This window comes from Pseudoalteromonas sp. SCSIO 43088 (genome assembly GCF_023650795.1).
In the GTDB taxonomy this organism is placed as follows: domain Bacteria; phylum Pseudomonadota; class Gammaproteobacteria; order Enterobacterales; family Alteromonadaceae; genus Pseudoalteromonas; species Pseudoalteromonas shioyasakiensis.
In genome coordinates this window covers 3,643,111-3,663,451 of the sequence record NZ_CP072675.1, presented here as the reverse complement: position 1 = coordinate 3,663,451, position 20,341 = coordinate 3,643,111, and the positions used below count along the sequence as shown (strand labels likewise).

Here is a 20,341-nt window from a genome sequence, read left to right as displayed (position 1 = left end):
TTAAAGGCTGTTTTTTGCAACATATAGCCAAGCTTGGTTGTTACATTGGAATGTTTCTGCAATTCGCTGATAATCATCTACTTCGTAAGCATCTGCCTGAGCAAGCTCTTGTTCGGTGATTAAATAAATAGTGCCATTAACAATATCACTTGGTTTACTTGTTTTGATTAAAGCCGGGTGAAAACGTTGACCACTACTTTTAAGTACGGCTTCGTCGGTGATCTCGACTTCACCAATGACATACCCAGTTAGCGTAGCAGGTTGACCTTCGAGCAAACGCCCGAAGGTATCAAGCTGAACCTGCGGGTACTGTAAGGTACCGTACGAGAATAGCTTTTCCATGTTAGTCCAGCAGTGGGAAGTTGGTAGCAATAGTTGACTCAGTACTTTTAGCGACCCAACCTTCGGTATTATTGAATAAGCGAATTGCTGTGAATTCAGGGTCGCTGCCCATATCAAACCAATGTGGTGTGAGTTCTGGTACTGAAATTAGGTCGCCTTGTTGGCAAAGCACTTGATACACTTTGTCGCCTAAGTGTAAGCAGAATAAACCTTGGCCTTTCACAAAAAAACGAACTTCATCTTCGCTATGTGTATGTTCAAACAAGAACTTACCGCGTAGTTCGCTGGCATTGGGATTACCCTTAGCAAGCGAAATAACATCCACTGTTTGATAGCCCCCTTCAGCTTTTAAGCGCTCTATATCTTTAGCATAAGCAGTTAAAATAGCGTCATGACTGGTCTCTTGGTCAATTTGTGCCGTTGCTTGCCACTGCTCAAAGCGAACGCCAACCGCATTCAGCTCACTCGCAATCGCGCTTAAGTCTTCACTGTGAAACAGTATATTGTTTGCGTTATTATCGTTATAAATAGTTAATTGGCTCATGCTAAAAGCTCCGCACTAAATTCCGAAAAGTCGTTGATATATGGGTGAGCATCGCTTACTGCTTGGCCATCGCGAACAAGGTGTAAAGTGCCAAGACCAGCAGCTTTAGCAGCATCAAGCTCTGCCACCACATCGCTTAAAAACAATACTTCGGCAGCGTCAAATGGCAGCTCGGCGATAATATTCTCATAAGAGCTTTGCTGTTGTTTTGCACCGACTTTAGTGTCGAAGTAATCACTAAATAAAGGTCTAACATCACCGTAATCAGAAAACTCAAAAATCAGGTGTTGGGCTTTTACTGAGCCTGATGAGTAGACATATAGACTTTTACCAGCTTGTTTTTGGGCTTGTAAAAAGTCATAAGCATCTGGGTAAAGGTGGCCAGTAAAATCACCACTCTCGTAGCCCGTTTGCCAAATTAAGCCTTGCAACTGCTTGAGTGGGGTAATTTTTTGATCTGTTTCAATCCAATGAATTAAATGTTTAATGACCGTGTCGATATCGGCTTCGGGTTGTTCAATATGTGCTTTAACGGCCTCAATTTGGGCTGCAACTTCCGGGTCTGTTTGATGTGACTTTACAAACTCAGGTAATTGCCCTGCCGCGTAAGGAAATAATACGTCTTTAACAAAAGAAATGCGGGTAATTGTGCCTTCAATATCGGTTAAAATCGCTTTGATCATGGCTGAACTCCAGCTTGAATACCTTCTAGTTTTAGGCGCTCAAGCTCACAGCTAAATAGGAACTCTAAGCCTTCTAAATGGCGAAGTACTTCTTTGATATCTCGACCAACGACATATAAACCATGGCCACGAATTAATACAGCATGCTCAATAGGGGTGTGAAGGTGATGATCACTGACTAGTAAGCTTAAACGGTCAATGTCTTGGTCATTATCAAAAATAGGAATAGTTAAGGTATCTAAGTGCGATTTGACACCGCTTAAAGACTTTTGCATTTCGTAGCCATGCAAATTGATAGCGTGGCCTTTGATCACACGCGATAACACAGTTGCTGCAACAGAATGGGTATGCAAAACAAATTTAGCTGATGGGATCAGCTTATACATATTCAAATGTAGCTCAGTTTCAGCTGATGGATTGCCAGAGCCTTTAGTACGATTGCCTTCATGATCAAATTCAATAAATGCATGAGTGCCGAGTTGACCTTTATCGAAACCACTTGCTGTGACGACATAACCGCTTGCAGTGCGGGCTGAAAAGTTACCACCAGTAGCAGGGACCCAGCCACGTTGGCTTACCCATTTACCAGCTTCAATTAGTTCTGAAATAGCGGTATTGTTATGCATATATTCCTCGACATTCTAAAAGTTATTTAGACGGCTATACATCTGTTTTAAGCAATGATAGCATCGCTTCGGGCGCAAAACCATCTTTAAGGAACCTCTGTGTTTGAAAGTAAATTGCCGAATTTAGGCACCAGTATTTTTAGTCAAATGACCGCTCTAGCAAATAAGCACCAAGCGCTTAATTTATCTCAGGGTTTTCCTGAATTTGATGCACCAGAATTACTAAAAAAACAGCTCAATCATTATGTACTTGAGGGGGTAAACCAATATGCGCCTTCAAGTGGGGTTGCAAAGCTACAACAGCAAATAGCGGCTTTGATTGCTAGAAAATACCATAACAACATAAATTACGAGCAACAAGTTACCGTCACTTCAGGGGCAACAGAGGCATTATTCGTAGCAATTCAAGCGCTTGTTAAAGAGGGTGATGAAGTTGTGGTATTTGACCCCGCGTATGACTCGTATCAACCGGCAATTGAGCTTGCTGGCGGTCGCTCAGTTCATGTTGCTTTGCATGCGCCAGACTACAAAATCGATTGGCAAGCTGTAGCTGATGTTATAACAGACAAAACACGTGTCATCATCATCAACACGCCACATAACCCAAGCGGTAAAATCTTTAAAACAGAAGATATTAATGCCCTTAAAGCGCTTGTTACTAAGCATGATTTATATGTAATTAGCGATGAAGTGTATGAGCACATTACCTTTGACGGCGCTTTGCATTTAAGTGCGCTGACCGACCCTGAGTTATTTGCACGCAGTTTTGTGATCTCAAGCTTTGGCAAAACTTTTCATAGCACCGGCTGGAAGATGGGTTATTGTGTTGCACCTGCCCAATTAATGGGGGAGTTTCGTAAAATTCACCAATATGTGACTTTTTCAAGCTTTACGCCTGCCCAGCATGCACTAGCCGATATGCTCGAGTTAGAGCCAGAACATGTTGATGAACTTAGTGGTTTTTATCAACAAAAACGCGACTTGCTCAGCGAATCACTAGCGCAAAGCCGTTTTAAAATATTACCAAGTGAAGGCACCTACTTTTTGCTACTCGATTATAGTGATGTGTCTGATCTTGATGATGTTGAGTTTTGCCAATGGCTGGTTGAGCAAGCGGGTGTTGCAGCTGTACCACTCAGTGTGTTTTATAACAGCGCAAGCAGCGACAAAGTGATTCGTTTATGTTTTGCTAAAAATGATGACACATTAAAACGTGCCGCGGAGATTTTATGCCAACTTTAACCTTAGCTTTAGTGCAGTCATCACTGCATTGGCTTGATAAAAGCGCCAACCTTGCGCACTTTACAGAGCAGCTTAACAGTTTTAACGAGCAAGTTGATTTAATTGTCTTGCCAGAAACATTTGCCACGGGTTTTGCGATTAATCTAGATTGCAGCGAACCAGAACAAGGCGAGGTACTTAGTTGGTTAAAAGCTACAGCTAAGCAAAAAAATGCTGTGGTTGCAGGCTCTGTTTTAGTTGCAAAAGGCGACAAAAAGGCTAATCGCTTTTATTGGGTTTGGCCAAATGGCGAAGTGAAATATTACGACAAACGCCATTTATTCTGTTTAGGTAACGAAGGCAATTTCGTCGCAGCAGGCGAGCAGCGCGAGATATTCGCAATCAATGATTTTCGCATTTTGCCGCAAGTGTGTTACGACTTACGCTTTCCTGTATTTCAGCGTAATTGCAACGACTACGATGTGATGATCAACGTAGCTAATTGGCCGGCGGCACGTCGCCATGTGTGGGATACTCTTCTAAAAGCACGCGCAATGGAAAACCTCTGTTATGTCGTGGGTGTGAATCGCATTGGTGCTGATGGTAATAATGTTGCCCACAGTGGTGGTACTGCCGTTTATGATTTTAAAGGCGACACCTTGGCTAAGCTTGAAGATGATCAATCGGGTATCATTATTCAGCGCTTAGAAAAGTCACCGCTTGATGACTTTCGAAGAGCGTTTCCTGCTCACTTAGATGCTGATCAATTTCAGTTACTGTAATTGCTCGAAGCCGCATACTCAAAAATTTGTTAAACTCATGGTTGGATTATTTACTATAAGCAATCATGAGTCGCAAAATCACCCCCGTTATTCTCGCTGGTGGCATAGGTTCTCGTTTATGGCCTTTGTCGCGTAAAGCGATGCCTAAGCAGTTTTTATCTTTACTTAGCGAAAAATCACTCTTACAGAGCACGTTGTTACGAGTGGCTGACTCACGATTTAATGCGCCAATTTTAGTGTGTAATGAAGAGCATCGTTTTATTGCTAAAACGCAAATTGCAGAAATCACAGATAATTATACTTTATTGCTTGAGCCTGAAGGTAAAAATACCGCGCCAGCGATTGCCTTGGCCGCTGAATTTGCACTGCAAAATGGTCTAACCGACCCCTTACTAGTCATGCCTGCTGATCACCATATCAGTGATTTTGATAAGCTTATTGTCTGCTTAGAAAATGCGATAGCGCTTTGTCAGCAACAACAATTAGTAACCTTTGCCATTACTCCCACTGAACCACATACCGGCTATGGTTATATTCGCCAAGGCGAGCAGTTAGCCCATGAAGGTTGTTTTAAGGTGGCTGAATTCAAAGAAAAACCAGCCCTGCAATTAGCCGAAAAATACCTTGCCAGTGGTGAGTATGGCTGGAATAGCGGCATGTTTTTATTTTTACCAGATGTGTACTTGAGTGAGCTTAATCGTTTTGCACCAAAGATTGCTGACAGTGTCGCAAAGGCGGCTAGCTTCACCGCAGATTTAGGTTTTCAACGGCCTGTTGCGGATGCGCTCACAGCATGCCCAAGTGATTCTATTGATTATGCTATTTTGGAGCGTAGCGCTAACGTTGCTGTTATTCCTGTTGATTTGAATTGGAGCGATGTTGGCAGCTTTTCAGCATTATCGAAAATCGCAGAAAAAGACCAGCATGGCAATTATTTAGCCTCGCAAGGGGTGAGTTTAGATAGCGAAAATAATCTACTTATCAGCGAAGCTGACCATACTATTGCAGCGCTTGGCGTGAGTAATCAAGCAATTATACATACTCACGATGCCACCTTAGTGGCAGACAAAAGTGCGCTCGATAAGCTCCCAGATTTACTTAAACAGCTTGCTGTTGTCGATAACGATAAACTAACCCACCATCAAGCCGTATTTAGACCTTGGGGCAACTATCGAACTTTAATTGAAAGTACAGGCTTTAAAGTAAAGAAAATAATCGTAAACAGCGGTGCAAAACTCTCAACTCAACGCCATCAGCACCGTGCAGAGCACTGGGTCGTCGTATCTGGCGTGGCAAGTGTGCGAGTAGGCGATGACGAATTTGAATTAACAGCTGATCAATCTTGTTATATTGCGGCTAAACAATTACACAGTCTTGCTAATCAACAAAACACGCCACTGATCGTTATCGAAGTACAAACCGGAGCGATACTTGATGAAACTGACATCGAGCGATTTGATGATAGGTATGGGAGGGAGTAGGTTGGTTTGAGCGGAGCGAAACCCAACGTAAGCGGAGCTATCAGGTTTCAGCCGTCAGACGTCAGTTGAGCGGTGGAGTTGTTGAGTGCAGTGTCTTACTCAGCATTCACTCTGTTCATTCTTTGAGTAGGTTGGTTTGAGCGGAGCGAAACCCAACGTAAGCGGAGCTATCAGCTTTCAGCCGTCAGACGTCAGTTGAGCGGTGGAGTTGTTGAGTGCAGTGTCTTACTCAGCATTCGCCCTATTCATTCTTCGGGTAGGTTGGTTTGAGCGAAGCGAAACCCAACGTAAGCGGAGCTATCAGCTATCAGCTATCAGCTTTCAGACGTCTGATCTGACCCCGATAAAGTAGACACGGGGTTTAATTAACTTGTTCGTACTGCATGGGACTTTTATACCCTAGGGTGCCATGCCTTCTTACTGAGTTGTAGTATTTTTCAATATAAAAATACGTTTGTGTTGTCATTTCACTACGACTCAGTTCATTTAAATTCTTTATCCACTCCTTTTTATACTGTGCGAAGAAGCTTTCTGAGCACGCGTTATCCCAGCAGTTGCCTTTTCTAGACATACTCACTGTGACACCTCTATTAGTTAACCACTTCACTGTTTCCTTTGCGACATACTGAGCTCCTTGGTCTGAATGAAAGAGCAAGTTCGCACCATCAGGTTTACGTGCTGACCATGCTTTTCTCAGTGTTTTAATAACTAACTCGGCGTTGTTTATACGGCTTGTTACCCAGCCAACAACCTTACGAGAATACAAATCAAGGATGACGCATAAATACTGCCAACCATCCTTACAGCGTACTTGTGTGATATCTGATACCCACACGGTATTTGCTGTATCAACATTAAACTGACGCCGTAATAAATTACTCGCTTTGATTGTACCTTCTATCTTCGCGCGACTTGTATAGCGTCTCTTACCTGATTTTGAACGATAGCCAACGCTTTGTAACAGCCTCTGCACACGTCCTTTACTGCAATCAAAGCCATGTGCTACCGCTGCTTCCCAAAGCTTTCTATAGCCCGGGATACAGTGCTCTTGGTCGCTAATATGCTTTAGAAACTTAAGTAACGAACTGTTCTCTTTCTGGCGTGTGCTAGGTAATTGCTTTAACCATTTATAATACCCAGCCGGCGACACAGATAACCAACTGCACAACTTTTTCACTGTGCGTTTGGCGTCTGTGACCTTGTGGATATATTCGAACCTTATTCTTTTAGGCTGTCGAAGTAGACCTTCGCCTTTTTTAAAACGTCATTCTCCAACTGAGCATCTTCGAGTTGCCTCTCAAGCTTGCGAATTTGGCGCTCTAAATCTGTGTATGATTTGTCTGGGCCTTGGTTCTTAAGTGGCTTTGCCGTTTTCTTTTTCGAGGTCATATGACTTCTCCAACTTGATAGCATGTCAGGATGAATTCCGTATTTATTTGCGACCATCTTAACTGTATCTGTGGTGTCTAACGACTCTTGAACGACTTTTATTTTAAATTCGAGGGAATATCTACGCTGTGACTTTACTTTCATGATTACTGACTCCAAAAAGGTGTCTACTTTTATGGAGTCAGATCAGTCAGTTGAGCGGTGGAGTTGTTAAGTGCGGTGTCTTACTCAGCATTCACTTTGTTCATTCTTCGGGTAGGTTGGTTTGAGCACAGCGAAGCCCAACATAATCCATGTAAACCTTTCCTCTGATTAGGCTTGACCTAGACTCTTTAAACTTTACTCTCGCTAACTCGCTAACTCGCTAACTCGCTAACTCGCTAACTAACTACCGACATAAAGCCTTATATTTTCAGCATTTGTGTACTGAGTGAATGCCATCGTATTCGCTGTGTTTATCAGTAATTGTTGCTGTTGTTTTTCTAGTTTTAGTTCTGCGCTAAGTAGCTCTTTGCGGATGTTAGGGTAGTCTGAAATCTCGTTTTGAATAGTTTTCAGGTAGGCGCGTGTGGCTCGTAGGGGCTGTAAAGCTTGCTGGTCAAATTCGGCAATGCACGACTCAAGCTCACTCAGTTGAAAGGGTGTTACAGCCAGCTCTAAAGAATCAAGATAATAAAGCAGCAGGCAAAGGTTCACATTTTTGCCTTGCTGGTCTTGATAGCCTAGTAGCTTTGCTTGCATGCCGTCTTTGCTGTAAAGCTGACATGCAAACTGCCAAAACTCTTCGCTGTTAAGCGGTTTCATCGGCAAAGGCCTGCTCTTTTTCTTCAAGCTCTTCAAGTGCCATGAGAAGCTCTTCTTCAACGTCATTAAGCTTGGGTGTTAAGCTTGCTTGCTTAGCGAGTAGCTCTGTCAGTTTGGCTTTATTTTCATCATTGTATAAGTCATTGTCGGCAAGTGCGTTTTCGATTTCACCAAGCTCTGTAGAGTACTTATCAAGTTGCTTTTCAAGCTTTTCGATTTGCTTTTTCAACGGCTGCACTGATTTTCTAAACTCAGCTTCTAAGCGCTTTTGCTCTTTGCGGTTAACGCTTGAATGGGCTTTAGGGGCGTTGTCTTCAGGGCTTTTAGCAGCTTCTTTATTGGCATTCAGTAGCCATTGGTAATAGGCATCAAGGTCATAACCAAATTGTGTTACTTCGCCGTTATCAACGAGGTAATACTCATCAGCGGTATTTTTAAGCATATGACGGTCGTGCGATACGGTCACCATAGCGCCTTCAAAGCCTTGCAGCGCCATAACTAAAGCATGGCGCATTTCTAAATCGAGGTGGTTGGTTGGCTCATCCAGTAACAGTAGGTTTGGCTTTTGGTACACCAGCATTGCTAGTACTAAACGGGCTTTTTCACCGCCAGAAAATGGCGCAACTGGCTCAAGTGCTTTATCGCCAAAGAATGCAAAGCCACCTAAAAAGTCACGCAATGATTGCTCTGGAGCTTGCGGATTTAAACGTTGTAAATGGGTCACTGCACTGGCTTTTAAATCGAGTGACTCGAGTTGATGCTGCGCAAAGTAACCAATATTTAAGCCCTGATGCTGAAATACTTCTCCTGCTTGAGGCTGTAAATCGCCAGCTAATAATTTAATCAGTGTTGATTTACCCGCACCATTACGGCCAAGCAGCGCAATACGGCTACCCGGCACTAGGTTTAGCTTGATGCTATGCAAAATGGTGGTGTCGCCATAGCCTGCTTTGGCTTGGTCGAGAGTCATTAATGGGTTTGGCAGTGCTGTTGGCTCAGCAAATTCAAAATCAAAGGGTGAGTCAACATGGGCTGGAGCCAGCTTTTCCATACGCTCTAGGGCTTTTACGCGGCTTTGTGCTTGCTTAGCCTTACTGGCTTTTGCTTTGAAGCGCGTAATGAATTTTTCTAGGTGAGCAATTTGTTCTTGTTGCTTTTCGAACATCGCTTGTTGTTGTAATAAGCGCTCTGCTTTTTGGCGTTCGAATTGCGAGTAATTGCCTTTATAAACATTTATTTTTTGTGCGTCTATGTGCCAAATTTGGTCAACAACGGCATCTAAGAATTCTCGGTCATGGGAAATAAGCACTAGAGTGCCTGTGTAGGCACGTAAAAAGCGCTCTAACCAGTAAACCGCATCGAGATCTAAGTGGTTGGTTGGCTCATCCAGCAGTAATAAATCGGCATCACGGATCAGTGCTTGTGCTAAGTTTAAGCGCATACGCCAGCCACCAGAAAAGGCGCTCACTGGGTTGTCTATTTGCTCATTACTAAAACCTAAACCGTGTAATAGCTCTCCTGCTTTTGCCTCAATGCTATAGCCTTGAATATGTTCTAGGCCAATATGTGCTTTTGCCTGCGCATCGCCGTCGTTATTTTGCTCAGCTTCGCGTAGTGCAATTCTTAGCGCGTAATATTCCGGATGACCCTGTAATACATAATCTAGAGCGCTGATTTCGAGCGCGGGTGTTTCTTGCTTCACAGAGGCAATTGACCAGTCTTTAGGAATTTGGTATTCACCGGCATCGAGTTGCAATTCAGACTTTAATAGCGCGAACAGCGTTGATTTACCACAGCCATTAGCGCCAACAAGGCCGACTTTATGCTCTGGGAATAAGGTTGCAGAGGCCCCTTTTAGTAAGGCGTTACCACCACGTAGAAGTTCGATGTCTGAAATTTGGATCATGAATGTTTACTTGCACAGCACTGATTAAATTGCCGCTATCATAACACGGATCACATTAGCCTTCGCAATCGTATCAAACAGAGAATTATTAGGCTAAAATAGCCGCCTACATGCCACGGGAGATCATTTATGAGACAAAAGAAACGCTTTATTGCTGGCGCATCATGCCCTGAGTGTAAGGCCATGGATACCATGATGCTTTATAAAGAACATGATGTGGAAAAAGTGGAGTGCGTACAGTGTGGCCACAAAATGACGCAACCAGAGCAGGCAGTGCAAGCCTCAACACGCCAATTTGAGCAAGTGATTGGTGTATTTAAGCCGGGCGATTAATTCCCGGCTCTATCACTACCTAATTACTCTATCACTACCTAATTAATAGTGCGGCGGTGGCGGCTCTTGCATTTGTGACATTAAAGATGGCTGCTGCGCTTCTTTAATCTTTTCTGCAAGTAACTCTGTCTGGCGTTTCATTTTAGCCAGCTGCTGTTGGTGCGCTTTAAGCTCATCGTTTAATATTTCAATTGTTTCATCTTGAAAAGCGACTTTCGCTTCAAGTTCCATTAGACGATCTTCAATTGTATTCATTTGATTCTCTTAGATTAAAACTTTCAGCGAATCCGCTGGAGCTTTCGGTTAATAACGCTTGGTTGTTATCAGTAAACGCAACATCTAACACCACGGCTGATTTCGGGCGGCTTCCTTCACGAGGAATCACTTGCCACGTTTGTAATTTTTTACCCGACTCTAGCTGCCATAAATCAACCAATCGATTGGGTGAACCGGTGGCAATTAAAGTGCCTTCATCGTTAAAACGGACGGCGGTAAAAATTTTCTGACGCGCAATATACGCCAGTTTGCTAACAAGATCACCAGTAGTCAGTTGCCATACATTTGCTTGCTTCATACTGTCTGCGGTAAATGCGTAACGACCTTGTGGATCAAGGGCGACTTGAGTAACGCGACTTGGGTGATTAAAGCGGTGGATCACTTGCCCTGTGCGAGTATCCCAAAAGTAAGCAACATAATCATTTGAGCCGCTAATGGCGTAGTGACCGTTAGGCGATAGATCAACAACATTGACTTTTTCTTGGTGGCCAAGGAACTCTATGCGCCTGCCACTCTCTAAGTCGAGGTAAACGACTACACCGTCGGCGCGGCCATATAATACACTGCGCCCTTGGTTACTTATCGCGATATCTCGAATTGTTGAGGCGTGTATTTTGTAATAACCCGTGTTGTTGCCCGTGGCAATGTCCCACACTGCAAAGGTGGACTTCTCAGCGGTAACTGCATGGCTATTGTCGTAAGAGATAGCAACAGTATGAACCAAGCTATCTTCATTTTGTTGTTGAAACCATTGGTATTTTAGCACCTGTTGTTGATTATCCCACAGTGCGACCCCATGGTGTATTGATGAGATTAAGCTGTATTTGCCATCGTGTGACAGCGCACTGGCGAAGGCACCTTTAGCCGCATGCTCATAGCGTGCAGTTGATTGCTCATGTTGCTCAGAGCAGGCTACAACTAAGCAAAGGCTGAGCAGATACAAAAAAGTACGAAATATCGACATATTACGAGTATTTCCCCTTAACTCTTAGTGATTGAGAGGTTAGACTAGGTCTCGTTGAAGGCCTAGGTTGTTAGTCTAATCGCTGATCATGCATAGGCATGACGTTAGTTATTAGACAAGCAGCCTACCATGTAGGTCGTTAATCTTTAACTAGTAATAATACAATAATTGACAACTGCAAAGTGTGTCGGAGATATAAAATGAGAAAGACGATTAAATTGTCATTGATTGCAGCGTCAGTTTTAGCGCTTACAGCTTGTAATCAGGAAGCAAAAAAAGAACAGCAAGTTGAAGTTAAACTAGAGACTGAAGCTCAACAACAAGCATACGGTATTGGTGCATCTGTTGGTAACTTCTTAAACCAAGACCTTGCTGATAAAAAAGCGCTAGGCGTTGAACTAGACGAAGCACTTCTTAAGCGTGGTTTTGAAGACGCACTAGCGGGTAACGCTAAACTTGATGACGAAAAAATTCGTGAAGTGTTAACGGCGCTTGATCAAAGCATTCGCACTAAGCAACAAGAAAAAGCGAAAGTAGAATCTGAAAAGAGCAAAGCTGAAGGCGAAAAATACCTAGCTGAAAACGCGAAAAAAGAAGGCGTTACAGTAACTGAGTCTGGCCTACAGTACGAAGTGATCACTGAAGGTGAAGGCGAAAAGCCAGTAGCAACTGACGTTGTTAAAGTACACTACAAAGGCACTTTATTAGACGGTACTGAGTTCGATAGCTCTTACTCACGTAACGAACCAACTACTTTCCCACTTAACCGTGTGATCCCAGGTTGGACTGAAGGTTTACAATTAATGCCAGTTGGCTCTAAGTACAAGTTCACTATTCCATCTGAACTTGCATACGGTGAGCGTGATCTTGGTAAGATCCCAGCAAACTCAACGCTTGTTTTCGAAGTAGAATTACTTGAAATCCAAAGCGATGACAAAGCTGTACCAGCTGAGTAATATTTAACTCAATAAAAAAGGGCTGAAAAGCCCTTTTTTTATGCGCGAAGTTTATTAACTAAATGCCGCTTCTTTCATTTTTAATGTGCCACTATCTGCATCAAGCTCAACCACAGTGCCAACAGGCAGAATAAATTGGCGTTTAATATGGCCAATCATAGCCCCACGATAGGCAGGAATTCCCAGCGGTTTTATATAATCTGCAAAAATATCGTCAAGGGTTAACGAGCCATAACCGCGGCCTGGCTTACAGTCATTACAATCGCCAAATACAAAGCCTGCAATTTTATCAAGTGCGCCCATAAGTTTTAGTGTGCTCATCATTCTGTCAATTCGATATGGCGCTTCGTCGATATCTTCTAAAAATAAAATTGCGCCATCAAAGTCAGGTAAATAATTCGAGCCTGCGAGGGCTGTCAGTACCGTTAAGTTACCGCCGATTAATCGTCCAGAGGCTTTACCTGGTGTAATCGTTTGGGTCAGGTACTGAGTGTTAACAAGCTCATCATCGGCTTTTGGTAAGTTTTGGAAATGCATCAACTTACGCGCTCCGAACATATTCTTAAATTGTGCAACATGAAACGAGTTCCAGTCACTCGATGCATTTGGACCATGAAAGCTGATTAACCCAGCTTGAGACAGTAAGGCGTTATGAAGAGCGGTAATATCTGAATAGCCCAATAGAGGTTTTGGATTGTTACGGATCATTGCGTAGTCGAGCAAAGGTAGAATACGGGCAGCGCCTGAACCGCCACGTAAACACAAAATGGCATCAACCTCTTTGTCGCTGAATAAACTGTTTAAATCGCCGGCTCGCATTACATCAGTGCCTGCTAAATGTCCGCGTCTTGCTAAAATGTTTGGTGCAAGCTTAGCCTTGTATCCCAGTGCCTCTATAACGCCTTTTGCTAGTATGATATCAGCCTGTTCGGCAGTGGCAGCTGACGGGCTACACACACCAATTGTGCCGCCTTTTTCCAGCGCTTTTGGCTTAATTAATGTTTGGGTACTGCTATTCTGCGCCGCCATTAAAGGAGCTGATGTTAAACTTGCGCCAGCGGCAAGGATTGAAAGTGACTTTAAAAATGACCGTTTATTCATAGCGAGCCTCATGTTTTTATAGTATGAGTATCGCATTGAAGAAAATATTTCAAATATTTGTTACAAAATGGAATAGATGATTCTTTTTGGCAAGGCAAAAACACTTCAGCAGAGAGTGTTTCTCTGCTGTGCAACTAAGCTGTTAGCTGGTGTGATTAGAATATAAGTTGTCGATTAACTCATCTTCTAGCTCAAAGCGCAGTTCAAGTGCTTCGCCTAAGATTGATAGGTCTTTATCAAACTCATCAAGCAAGTCATCTTTGTCAACTTCTGCGTATTTGTCGTTAAAGTCGAGTGCTACATCTGTGGTTTCAGAAATGCGCGGGTATAAGGCATTCGCCAGCTTTTGGCTCTCAGGACCTTTTTCTTCACACGCTTTGGCAATGTCGTCGTAAATTTCGAAATGGCCAGCAGAAAGGTAATCCATCAGAATTTGGCAAAAGTTTTGAATTTGCAGCTGATCAGGAAGGGCATGATCTTTCTTTTCGTACGGTGAAAAGCCTGCAATACGGCAGAACAACACAAGCAGCTCTTGACGTTCTGTGAGCCATTTGTCGATTACAGAGTGACTACCACCCCATTTTTGTTGAGCTTTTTCCAAACGCGTCAGCATATTTCATCTCCTCGCTGAGTAGGTTTTCCTTTGTATATATAAAAAGGAAATATGACACAAAGATCAACTAAATTCTTAGTGTCTAATTGCAACAGATTGTAAAAGTCATTCTAAAGACATACTTTTCAGCATTGAATAGGCCAAAAAATGACCTTGTTTTTAGAGTGGACTTTTTTTGCTCTCATTGCAGTGTATGGGAATTGATTCAAAACTACTAGTATTAATTTTGCAATTTTTATCTAAGCGGATGAGTTGTAATTTGCTGATTTAGAAAAGAAAAAACCACCAAAATTGGTGGTTTAATTCTTTTTCTTAGACTTGTTAAAACAAGCGTTCTTATTATTATGGGAAGATTGTTGTTCTTATTGTTATAAGATTTTTATTATTTTTTTGTTAACGCGGGGTAAGTTATACCAAGCTTTTTTGTATGTTGCAAATTTATTAATAGAAAGTTTTAAATTTATTTTGTTTTCGCTCAAAAAACGCACATTAGGCTTAGGTTGGCTGAAAAAACATGATCTATATCTAGCCTTGATTATCTATCCATAGTGAGACGCGCAATATGGTGATACAATCTGCTCAATTTCATTCAGTTCTAGGATTCTATACGCATGAGCGAATTAAAAAACGATCGTTATTTACGTGCACTACAAAAGCAACCTGTTGATGTCACACCGGTATGGATGATGCGCCAAGCTGGCCGCTATTTACCTGAATACCGTGCTACACGTGCCCAAGCAGGCGACTTTATGAGTTTATGTAAAAACGCTGAACTTGCTTGTGAAGTAACGTTACAGCCATTACGTCGTTATCCGCTTGATGCTGCAATTCTATTCAGTGATATTTTAACTATTCCTGATGCTATGGGCTTAGGTCTTTACTTTGAAACAGGTGAAGGTCCAAAATTTGAACGTCCGATTTCTTCATTAGCAGATGTTAAAAAAATCCCAAATATCGATCCAACTGATGAGCTTGGTTATGTGATGAATGCGGTAAGTACGATTCGTCGCGAATTAAAAGGTGAAGTACCGCTAATTGGTTTCTCTGGTTCACCTTGGACACTTGCCACTTACATGGTTGAAGGTGGTAGCAGCAAAACATTCGGTAAAATCAAGAAAATGGCCTTTGCAGAGCCACAAACACTGCACCTATTACTTGATAAATTAGCTGACTCAGTAATCGACTATTTAAACGCGCAAGTTAAAGCGGGCGCGCAATCGTTAATGGTATTTGACTCATGGGGCGGTGTATTAAGCCCACGTGACTACAATGAGTTTTCATTACAATACATGCACAAGATTGTTGATGGCTTAATTCGCGAACATGATGGCCGTAAAGTACCAGTGACGTTATTTACTAAAAATGGTGGTCAGTGGATTGAAGCCATTGCAGCAACAGGCTGTGATGCAGTAGGTCTAGACTGGACTATTAACATCGGTGATGCAAAACGTCGTGTTGGCGATAAAGTCGCGCTGCAAGGCAACATGGACCCAGCAATGCTGCATGGCACGCCTGAGCGCATTCGCCAAGAAGTTGCTACTATCCTAGAAGACTTTGGTACAGGCTCTGGCCATGTATTCAACCTAGGTCACGGTATTACACCAGATGTAGACCCAGAAAACGCAGGTGTATTTATCAACGCGGTTCATGAATTCAGTGGTAAATACCACAAATAAGCAAAAGCTAATCGTAAAAAAGCCCGCATTAAGCGGGCTTTTTGTTGTAATTTATTTCGTTACTTAAACAAACGATTTAAGCCATTTAATGCAGCTACGCGATAGGCTTCAGCCATAGTCGGGTAGTTGAACGTGGTATTTACAAAGTAATCAATGTTATTACCGCCGTTCTTTTGTTCCATAATCGCTTGACCGATGTGAACGATTTCAGAGGCACGCTCACCGAAGCAGTGCACACCCAGTACTTCTTTGGTATCAACATGGAATAAAATCTTTAAGCTACCCACCTCGGTGCCTGCAATTTGTGCACGTGCTAAATGCTTAAATTGAGCGCGGCCTACCTCGTAAGGGACTTTTGCAGCTGTTAACTCTTGCTCTGTTTTACCCACTGAACTCATTTCAGGAATTGTATAAATACCTGCTGGGATATCAATGATCAGCTTTTCATCACAGTTACCACATGCAATCGCATCGGCTGCAATACGGCCTTGGTCAAATGCTGCACTGGCAAGGCTTGGGTAACCTATTACATCGCCCACAGCATAAATGTTGTCGACTTCTGTTTGGTATGTTTCATTCACTCTAAGCTGGCCACGACCATCTGCTTTTAAGCCTACAGCTTCAAGGTTTAATGTGTCTGTGTTACCAGTACGACCATTGGCAAATAAAATACAGTCAGCTTTTACGCGCTTGCCTGATTTTAAGTGCATTACCACACAGTCATCGCGAGTTTCTACGCGATCAAACTCTTCATTATGACGAATAACAATACCGCTATTCCAAAAGTGATAGCTTAGAGCATCTGATATTTCCGCATCCATAAAGGCAAGTAGGCGGTCACGGGTATTCACTAGGTCAACCTTGGCACCTAAGCCTTTAAAAATAGAGGCGTATTCACAACCGATTACACCGGCACCATAAATCAGCACACGATGAGGGTCATCTTCAAGGCCTAAAATGGTATCGCTGTCGTAAATACGTGGATGTTTAAAGTCTACACCTGGTGGACGGTAAGGGCGCGAGCCAGTAGCAATAACGATTGTTTGTGCAGTAAGCGTTTCAAACGAACCGTCTAGGTGCGTCACTTTGATAGTGTGTTTATCAATAAATTCAGCATCACCTTGATACATATGAATGCGGTTACGTTCATAAAAGCTGCTGCGTAAATTAGATTGCTTTGAAATGACGTTACTTGCGTGGCGCAAAATATCTGGGAAAGTTAAGCGGTTAGGGCGTTCACTAATATTAAATAGCGGGTTTGCTTTATATTCAATATAACGACTTACAGAGTGACGTAATGCTTTTGACGGGATAGTACCCCAGTGCACACAACCGCCACCTACTGCTTCTTGACGCTCAATAACAGCGACTTTTTTGTTACTTTTAGATAGGTTCATGGCGGTACCTTCACCGCCAGGACCTGTACCTATGATGATCGCATCATATTGATAAGATGGAGTATCTTTTTGCTTTACTTGTTGTTTGGCCACAGCCGCTCCTATGTTAACTAAAAGAGGCTTTTAACAACCTCGCATTTAGTGCAAGCCAAGCCTGCTTTTGGTTTTCCCAAGCGGCTTCAAGCTCGTGATATTGTGTCATTAATGCTGATTTTTCACACTGTTTCATCATTTTATTACGTTTGATTTCTAACACGCGTTTTTGCAAGGCACAGAAGTGTTGCAGTTTTTTCAGCAGTAAATCGTACTCAGATTGTAATAATGTAAGCTTATCTTGCGCTAAAGGCAATTTTGCAAGGCGACCTTGAGTCTTATTCATCAAGGTTTCTGCTTTGGCCTTTTCGATTCGCTCAATCGGTGTGCGCTTTAATTTTGAAGCAAGACCGATTGCCGCTAAAGAGCGGATCATCCACTTAGTTGGATCATAGTGATACCACTTAATGCCATTGCGATAGTCGCTAGCAAAAATGTGGTGGAAGTTATGATAGCCTTCACCGTATGTGAATAGCGCTAAAAAGCCATTATCACGGGCGGTGTTTTTTTCTGTGTACGGACGTGAACCCCAAATATGTGCCAGCGAGTTGATAAAAAAGGTAAAATGTTGGCTCAATACCAAGCGCAGTAAACCAACCAGTAATAACATGCCCCATACATCGCCAAGCATTAAACCAAGTAGTAGAGGAATACCAAAATTAGTCGCGACGACTAACTTCATATAGTGACGGTGTTGCCACATAACAACTTTGTTTTTTTGTAAGTCTCGGCAGTTACTATAGTTACCGTATTGCTCGCCTTGATAATCGCGCAGCATCCAACCTATGTGGCTATACCAAAAGCCATTAGTAGCGGCGTAAGGGTCTTTGATTGGATCATCGACTTGACCATGGTGAATACGGTGATCGCTACTCCAGTGCAAAGCACTATTTTGTAATGCAAAAGCGCCGCCTAAGGCAAAAATTACTTCAATAACAGGATGCACATCATAGGCTTTGTGTGCCCATAAACGGTGATAACCTGCAGTAATAGAAAGTCCGGCGTAGAACATACAGCCAACAAAGGCTATCCACTGTGTACTGGTGTATCCGTAGCTAAAGCCATACCAAGGAACAAGGGTGATCGCGGCCAAAAATGTAAGGCTAAAAAATAGCACATTGGTCCAAATAATCGGTGGTTTTTTCATCTGAATAAATCTCGGCGTACAGTTGTACGCTAAAATAGTGTTTCATTCTCTCCGCGTCAAGTATTAGACTGTCTCATTAACCGAAAAATCATTAAAAGTTCACGCTGGGAGTTTCCATGTCGGGTGTTAGAGCGCAACAGAAACAAAAAACACGACAAGCACTAATCGAGGCTGCATTCAATCAATTGAGTGCCGATCATAGTTTTTCTAATTTAAGCTTACGTGAAGTTGCCCGTGAAGCAGGGATTGCCCCCACCTCTTTTTACCGCCACTTTAAAGACATGAATGAGCTTGGTTTGACCATGGTTGATGAAGCTGGTTTAACACTGCGCCAGCTTATGCGCCAAGCGCGCCGCCGTATTGAGAGCGGCGGTAGTGTGATCACGACATCAATCGTGACCTTTATGGAGTTCATCGATAACTCGAGCAACCAATTTAGATTGTTATTGCGTGAGCGCTCAGGAACTTCAAAAGCATTTCGTGCTGCGGTTGCTCGTGAAATTAAACATTTCATTTTAGAGCTTGCGCATTACCTTGAAAGCGAAACTCCGTGCGACCCAACTCATGCATATATTCAAGCCGAAGCCATGGTGACTTTAGTATTTAACGCCGGTGCCGAAGCCCTCGATATTGAAGGGACACAACGTGAAGAACTGGTTGAACGCTTGATCTGGCAATTACGCTATATTGCTCGCGGTGCCACTTTGTATGGTCGTGATAGTAAAGGTAGTGTAGAAAAAACAGCCTAAAGCATGGTGGATTTTTGTTCCCATTTTGTGTATCGTTTTTTGTTTAAATCAGTAACTGAATTCTAAATAGTCAGTTACGCCACAAAATAAATAAATAGCGAGGACGCATATGCTCACCAAGGATCCGGTGAATGATACTCATGCCCATTTTTTAGAACAGAGTGAAGAAACAACGGTAAAAAACAGCCCAAGCTTTCGGGAGCTGAGCCGCAGTTTGTTACACTCGTTACCAAAAAGTGTGCAAAAGAAAATTCAAGATAACCTACTTGGCGTATTAGACACTCATCAGGTCTCACAATTTCGAGATGACAAACGCTGCCAGTTTTGGATTAACCAAAATGGTTGGAAGCGAGTTCCCTACAGTCAGTTTCGCCATGTCTATAGCCGAATTGCGCTATACCCAAAAAGCGCCACTATTTCAAAGATCCATAGCTCAGAGGCTGCTAGCAATGCAACATCAGCTGATTTGAGAGATCAACAAGCTAGGCTATTACATAGCAATGGCAACGAAGGACAACCTAACAGGATAGATCAACACATAACTTATACTCGTCGTGTTATCCGCCCAACAGCAACTCAACAATTTCAACCTACGTTAGCTCTTTATAAGCCTGTTGCAAATAGTAAGGTAGAGTTAAAAGCATCTCACCAAGTTCGGCAAAATTTCACAACTCATGTGCTCCAAGCATCTGAAACGGTAGAAATGTTAGCTCAACAATATACAGGCTATAAAAATGCGAACCTTATTTATGATTACAATTTGGGGGTTAGTCGTGCTAAGCCCGCACCGGTAGGTACTGGATTGATAGTTCCCAATGGTTGGAAATTAAATATAGAAGGCTCCTGCAGTAATTGCCGCAGTATAGATATTGTTTGGCAAGGGCCTACAAATGGTCAAATTACATTGCAATTAGAAAAAAAGCGCCCAGATGAAATATCGTTTTGGCAGCATTATTTTGTTGTGAAGCCAGGTGTTTATGCTGTCACTGTGACTGCGTCAGGTCTTGTGGAAACCACCTCTTTTACAGTGCTTCAACCAACACAAGAATATGAAATTGAGTTGCTTGATCAAGCAGGTAACCCACAGGCAAACATGGGCTATAAAATTCGCTTGCGTAATGGGCATGTAGTCAGTGGAGTATTAGATAGTAAGGGTTATGCCCACGTATCAGGCCCTGACTTTGAAAACGCTAAAATAAGCTTTCATGAGTTAGATGACAAAGACTGGCAGGTGGCCAGCCCTTCCCGTAATGAATAA

The 20,341-nt window shown here is 42.7% G+C and carries 21 protein-coding genes; 8 read left to right on the top strand and 13 right to left on the bottom strand.

Annotated elements, in window-relative coordinates; genetic code table 11:
- Genes J8Z28_RS16910 through J8Z28_RS16895 form a run of 4 tightly spaced genes read right to left on the bottom strand, consistent with a single transcriptional unit; the run spans nucleotide 1 to nucleotide 2,195 of the window.
- Nucleotides 1-342, bottom strand: coding sequence for a gamma-glutamylcyclotransferase family protein (locus J8Z28_RS16910; protein WP_062566293.1), 342 nt, complete (start codon nucleotides 340-342; stop codon nucleotides 1-3).
- Nucleotide 343: 1 nt separating this feature from the next.
- Entirely contained in the window at nucleotides 344-886 is a 543-nt protein-coding gene (locus J8Z28_RS16905) for a 1,2-dihydroxy-3-keto-5-methylthiopentene dioxygenase (protein ID WP_062566292.1), read from the bottom strand.
- Nucleotides 883-1,569 carry an acireductone synthase gene (mtnC, locus tag J8Z28_RS16900; RefSeq protein WP_062566291.1) on the bottom strand — a complete coding sequence of 229 codons (687 nt, stop codon included), beginning with the start codon at nucleotides 1,567-1,569 and terminating at the stop codon, nucleotides 883-885. The genes J8Z28_RS16905 and mtnC overlap by 4 nt, the downstream gene beginning before the upstream one ends.
- Nucleotides 1,566-2,195 (bottom strand): methylthioribulose 1-phosphate dehydratase, encoded by a 630-nt coding sequence (locus tag J8Z28_RS16895; RefSeq protein WP_055020556.1) that lies wholly within the window; start codon nucleotides 2,193-2,195, stop codon nucleotides 1,566-1,568. The genes mtnC and J8Z28_RS16895 overlap by 4 nt, the downstream gene beginning before the upstream one ends.
- Nucleotides 2,196-2,294: 99 nt before the next feature.
- Here J8Z28_RS16895 and J8Z28_RS16890 point away from each other — a divergent pair, with 99 nt between their 5' ends.
- The 3 genes from J8Z28_RS16890 to J8Z28_RS16880 all read left to right on the top strand — a co-directional run bounded on the left by J8Z28_RS16890 (nucleotide 2,295) and on the right by J8Z28_RS16880 (nucleotide 5,679).
- Nucleotides 2,295-3,437, top strand: coding sequence for a methionine aminotransferase (locus tag J8Z28_RS16890; RefSeq protein ID WP_062566290.1), 1,143 nt, complete (start codon nucleotides 2,295-2,297; stop codon nucleotides 3,435-3,437).
- Nucleotides 3,425-4,198 carry an amidohydrolase gene (locus tag J8Z28_RS16885; RefSeq protein WP_062566289.1) on the top strand — a complete coding sequence of 258 codons (774 nt, stop codon included), beginning with the start codon at nucleotides 3,425-3,427 and terminating at the stop codon, nucleotides 4,196-4,198. The genes J8Z28_RS16890 and J8Z28_RS16885 overlap by 13 nt, the downstream gene beginning before the upstream one ends.
- 65 nt (nucleotides 4,199-4,263) lie before the next feature.
- Nucleotides 4,264-5,679 carry a mannose-1-phosphate guanylyltransferase/mannose-6-phosphate isomerase gene (locus tag J8Z28_RS16880; RefSeq protein WP_208855497.1) on the top strand — a complete coding sequence of 472 codons (1,416 nt, stop codon included), beginning with the start codon at nucleotides 4,264-4,266 and terminating at the stop codon, nucleotides 5,677-5,679.
- A gap of 361 nt (nucleotides 5,680-6,040) precedes the next feature.
- Here J8Z28_RS16880 and J8Z28_RS16875 read toward each other — a convergent pair.
- From J8Z28_RS16875 to J8Z28_RS16865, 3 genes are all read right to left on the bottom strand, one after another.
- Nucleotides 6,041-7,212, bottom strand: a protein-coding gene (locus J8Z28_RS16875; protein WP_250659685.1) for an IS3 family transposase whose coding sequence is annotated in 2 segments (ribosomal slippage) — nucleotides 6,041-6,939 and nucleotides 6,939-7,212 — 1,173 coding nt in all. Because the reading frame shifts where the segments join, the coding sequence is not laid out codon by codon here.
- A gap of 240 nt (nucleotides 7,213-7,452) precedes the next feature.
- Nucleotides 7,453-7,872 carry a TIGR02444 family protein gene (locus J8Z28_RS16870; protein ID WP_062564764.1) on the bottom strand — a complete coding sequence of 140 codons (420 nt, stop codon included), beginning with the start codon at nucleotides 7,870-7,872 and terminating at the stop codon, nucleotides 7,453-7,455.
- Nucleotides 7,859-9,778 carry an ATP-binding cassette domain-containing protein gene (locus tag J8Z28_RS16865; RefSeq protein WP_062564765.1) on the bottom strand — a complete coding sequence of 640 codons (1,920 nt, stop codon included), beginning with the start codon at nucleotides 9,776-9,778 and terminating at the stop codon, nucleotides 7,859-7,861. The genes J8Z28_RS16870 and J8Z28_RS16865 overlap by 14 nt, the downstream gene beginning before the upstream one ends.
- 129 nt (nucleotides 9,779-9,907) lie before the next feature.
- On the opposite strand from J8Z28_RS16865, the gene J8Z28_RS16860 reads away from it, so the two are divergent.
- Nucleotides 9,908-10,111: a YheV family putative zinc ribbon protein gene (locus J8Z28_RS16860; RefSeq protein ID WP_054562906.1), complete on the top strand. Its 204-nt coding sequence runs from the start codon at nucleotides 9,908-9,910 to the stop codon at nucleotides 10,109-10,111.
- A 42-nt stretch (nucleotides 10,112-10,153) separates the two neighbouring features.
- On the opposite strand, the gene J8Z28_RS16855 is transcribed toward J8Z28_RS16860, so the two are convergent.
- Both J8Z28_RS16855 and J8Z28_RS16850 read right to left on the bottom strand, forming a co-directional pair.
- Entirely contained in the window at nucleotides 10,154-10,366 is a 213-nt protein-coding gene (locus J8Z28_RS16855; protein ID WP_054554490.1) for a SlyX family protein, read from the bottom strand.
- Entirely contained in the window at nucleotides 10,353-11,351 is a 999-nt protein-coding gene (locus tag J8Z28_RS16850) for a WD40 repeat domain-containing protein (RefSeq protein WP_062564766.1), read from the bottom strand. Before J8Z28_RS16850 ends, J8Z28_RS16855 begins: the two co-directional genes overlap by 14 nt.
- A 200-nt stretch (nucleotides 11,352-11,551) precedes the next feature.
- Here J8Z28_RS16850 and fkpA point away from each other — a divergent pair, with 200 nt between their 5' ends.
- A complete protein-coding gene (fkpA, locus tag J8Z28_RS16845; RefSeq protein ID WP_062564767.1) occupies nucleotides 11,552-12,307 on the top strand; it encodes an FKBP-type peptidyl-prolyl cis-trans isomerase in 756 nt (251 codons plus the stop codon).
- Nucleotides 12,308-12,361: 54 nt separating this feature from the next.
- Here the strand turns inward: fkpA and J8Z28_RS16840 are convergent, their stop codons facing one another.
- Together J8Z28_RS16840 and J8Z28_RS16835 are read right to left on the bottom strand one after the other, a co-directional pair.
- Nucleotides 12,362-13,408 carry a S66 peptidase family protein gene (locus J8Z28_RS16840; RefSeq protein ID WP_208855480.1) on the bottom strand — a complete coding sequence of 349 codons (1,047 nt, stop codon included), beginning with the start codon at nucleotides 13,406-13,408 and terminating at the stop codon, nucleotides 12,362-12,364.
- A gap of 142 nt (nucleotides 13,409-13,550) precedes the next feature.
- Nucleotides 13,551-14,021, bottom strand: coding sequence for an Rsd/AlgQ family anti-sigma factor (locus J8Z28_RS16835; RefSeq protein WP_054562902.1), 471 nt, complete (start codon nucleotides 14,019-14,021; stop codon nucleotides 13,551-13,553).
- Nucleotides 14,022-14,632: 611 nt separating this feature from the next.
- Here J8Z28_RS16835 and hemE point away from each other — a divergent pair.
- The gene (gene hemE / locus J8Z28_RS16830; protein WP_054562901.1) at nucleotides 14,633-15,697 is read left to right on the top strand and encodes a uroporphyrinogen decarboxylase; all 1,065 of its coding nucleotides are present in this window, start codon (nucleotides 14,633-14,635) and stop codon (nucleotides 15,695-15,697) included.
- A 59-nt stretch (nucleotides 15,698-15,756) separates the two neighbouring features.
- Here hemE and sthA read toward each other — a convergent pair whose 3' ends face one another.
- Nucleotides 15,757-17,187 carry a Si-specific NAD(P)(+) transhydrogenase gene (gene sthA / locus J8Z28_RS16825; RefSeq protein WP_062564769.1) on the bottom strand — a complete coding sequence of 477 codons (1,431 nt, stop codon included), beginning with the start codon at nucleotides 17,185-17,187 and terminating at the stop codon, nucleotides 15,757-15,759.
- Nucleotides 17,188-17,200: 13 nt separating this feature from the next.
- On the bottom strand, nucleotides 17,201-18,334 hold the full coding sequence (locus J8Z28_RS16820; protein WP_058586121.1) for an acyl-CoA desaturase: 1,134 nt from the start codon (nucleotides 18,332-18,334) through the stop codon (nucleotides 17,201-17,203).
- A 116-nt stretch (nucleotides 18,335-18,450) separates the two neighbouring features.
- Here J8Z28_RS16820 and fabR point away from each other — a divergent pair, with 116 nt between their 5' ends.
- Both fabR and J8Z28_RS16810 read left to right on the top strand, forming a co-directional pair.
- On the top strand, nucleotides 18,451-19,083 hold the full coding sequence (fabR, locus tag J8Z28_RS16815; RefSeq protein WP_054554482.1) for an HTH-type transcriptional repressor FabR: 633 nt from the start codon (nucleotides 18,451-18,453) through the stop codon (nucleotides 19,081-19,083).
- A gap of 109 nt (nucleotides 19,084-19,192) precedes the next feature.
- The gene (locus J8Z28_RS16810) at nucleotides 19,193-20,341 is read left to right on the top strand and encodes a hypothetical protein (RefSeq protein ID WP_062564770.1); all 1,149 of its coding nucleotides are present in this window, start codon (nucleotides 19,193-19,195) and stop codon (nucleotides 20,339-20,341) included.

Excerpts from the sequence above, each read along its gene's own strand:
- J8Z28_RS16895 (WP_055020556.1), bottom strand. The coding sequence starts at position 2,195 with ATGCATAACAATACCGCTATTTCAGAACTAATTGAAGCTGGTAAATGG.
- J8Z28_RS16910 (WP_062566293.1), bottom strand. The coding sequence starts at position 342 with ATGGAAAAGCTATTCTCGTACGGTACCTTACAGTACCCGCAGGTTCAG.
- hemE (WP_054562901.1), top strand. The coding sequence starts at position 14,633 with ATGAGCGAATTAAAAAACGATCGTTATTTACGTGCACTACAAAAGCAA.
- J8Z28_RS16870 (WP_062564764.1), bottom strand. The coding sequence starts at position 7,872 with ATGAAACCGCTTAACAGCGAAGAGTTTTGGCAGTTTGCATGTCAGCTT.
- fkpA (WP_062564767.1), top strand. The coding sequence starts at position 11,552 with ATGAGAAAGACGATTAAATTGTCATTGATTGCAGCGTCAGTTTTAGCG.
- J8Z28_RS16905 (WP_062566292.1), bottom strand. The coding sequence starts at position 886 with ATGAGCCAATTAACTATTTATAACGATAATAACGCAAACAATATACTG.
- J8Z28_RS16860 (WP_054562906.1), top strand. The coding sequence starts at position 9,908 with ATGAGACAAAAGAAACGCTTTATTGCTGGCGCATCATGCCCTGAGTGT.
- J8Z28_RS16880 (WP_208855497.1), top strand. The coding sequence starts at position 4,264 with ATGAGTCGCAAAATCACCCCCGTTATTCTCGCTGGTGGCATAGGTTCT.
- J8Z28_RS16835 (WP_054562902.1), bottom strand. The coding sequence starts at position 14,021 with ATGCTGACGCGTTTGGAAAAAGCTCAACAAAAATGGGGTGGTAGTCAC.
- J8Z28_RS16850 (WP_062564766.1), bottom strand. The coding sequence starts at position 11,351 with ATGTCGATATTTCGTACTTTTTTGTATCTGCTCAGCCTTTGCTTAGTT.
- J8Z28_RS16810 (WP_062564770.1), top strand. The coding sequence starts at position 19,193 with ATGCTCACCAAGGATCCGGTGAATGATACTCATGCCCATTTTTTAGAA.
- J8Z28_RS16855 (WP_054554490.1), bottom strand. The coding sequence starts at position 10,366 with ATGAATACAATTGAAGATCGTCTAATGGAACTTGAAGCGAAAGTCGCT.
- fabR (WP_054554482.1), top strand. The coding sequence starts at position 18,451 with ATGTCGGGTGTTAGAGCGCAACAGAAACAAAAAACACGACAAGCACTA.
- J8Z28_RS16865 (WP_062564765.1), bottom strand. The coding sequence starts at position 9,778 with ATGATCCAAATTTCAGACATCGAACTTCTACGTGGTGGTAACGCCTTA.
- J8Z28_RS16820 (WP_058586121.1), bottom strand. The coding sequence starts at position 18,334 with ATGAAAAAACCACCGATTATTTGGACCAATGTGCTATTTTTTAGCCTT.
- mtnC (WP_062566291.1), bottom strand. The coding sequence starts at position 1,569 with ATGATCAAAGCGATTTTAACCGATATTGAAGGCACAATTACCCGCATT.
- J8Z28_RS16840 (WP_208855480.1), bottom strand. The coding sequence starts at position 13,408 with ATGAATAAACGGTCATTTTTAAAGTCACTTTCAATCCTTGCCGCTGGC.
- J8Z28_RS16885 (WP_062566289.1), top strand. The coding sequence starts at position 3,425 with ATGCCAACTTTAACCTTAGCTTTAGTGCAGTCATCACTGCATTGGCTT.